Source organism: Thioclava sp. UBA3469 (genome assembly GCF_002378135.1).
Lineage (GTDB): Bacteria > Pseudomonadota > Alphaproteobacteria > Rhodobacterales > Rhodobacteraceae > Thioclava > Thioclava sediminum.
This window is the reverse complement of record NZ_DFRG01000155.1, coordinates 1-806: the sequence shown is the minus strand read 5'-3', so window position 1 is coordinate 806 and position 806 is coordinate 1. Positions and strand designations below refer to the sequence as shown.

The following is an 806-nucleotide window of genomic DNA, read 5'->3' as shown; positions in this document are numbered from 1 at the left end:
AACCGGTTCAGGTTCAACGGGTTCGCGTGGATCGCATCTCAGCCGGATCGTCCGGCACCCCGAGGTAGGGCGCAACGTAAGCGCGCGCGGCTGCGGACGCAAGGGCAAGCAGGCACAGCGTCCCTGCCCCGCGCACGGACGCTCTGGCGAGTTCCCGCCAGTGGCGAGCCGCGCCGGATTTCAATGGCTTGCAACTGCGCGCGGCGCGACGCAGGCTCGATCTGGAACGGATTTGGGAGGAACCGATGCGCATTACCCTCACGGCGGCCCTGCTGGCCGCGACCGCCCTGCCCGCCTTGGCCGACACGATCGAGGCACCGGGCAAGATCACGGCCGTGACGCTCTTTCCGCAAGGCGCGCAGGTGGTGCGGCAGGTGACGCTGGACGCCCCCGAGGGCAGCCATGACCTACTGGTGCCGGGCTTCCCCGAAGGCACCGATATCTCGACGCTGCGGGTTTCGGGCGACGGTGTGCAGATCGGCGCGGTGAGCTTGCTCTCCGGGCGCGCGCCTGCGATCAGCGGGCAGGACAGCGCCGCAGTGAAATCTGCGCGCGATCGGTTGGCCTCGGCGCAAGAGGCGCTTGCGGAACAAGAAGACGCGGTGGCGGTGATCCGCGCCAAGGCGCAGGCCGCGCGCGACCAGATCACCTATCTCAAGAATACCGACTCGCAGGTTACCGCGCCTGAACAGCTCCGCGCGCTGGCGCAGATGGTGGAGGACCAGATCCTGTCCGCCACCGAACGCGCGATTGCCGCCGAGGCGGAAGCCCGCCGCGCCGAAGCCGCGCTCGACCCCGCGAAGGAG

Annotated in this window: 1 protein-coding gene; it reads left to right on the top strand. The window is 69.4% G+C overall.

The window, feature by feature from the left end:
- Positions 1-245: 245 nt before the first annotated feature.
- Positions 246-806: DUF4140 domain-containing protein (locus B3D39_RS11940; RefSeq protein ID WP_286789726.1), on the top strand; the 561-nt coding region annotated here is incomplete at its 3' end.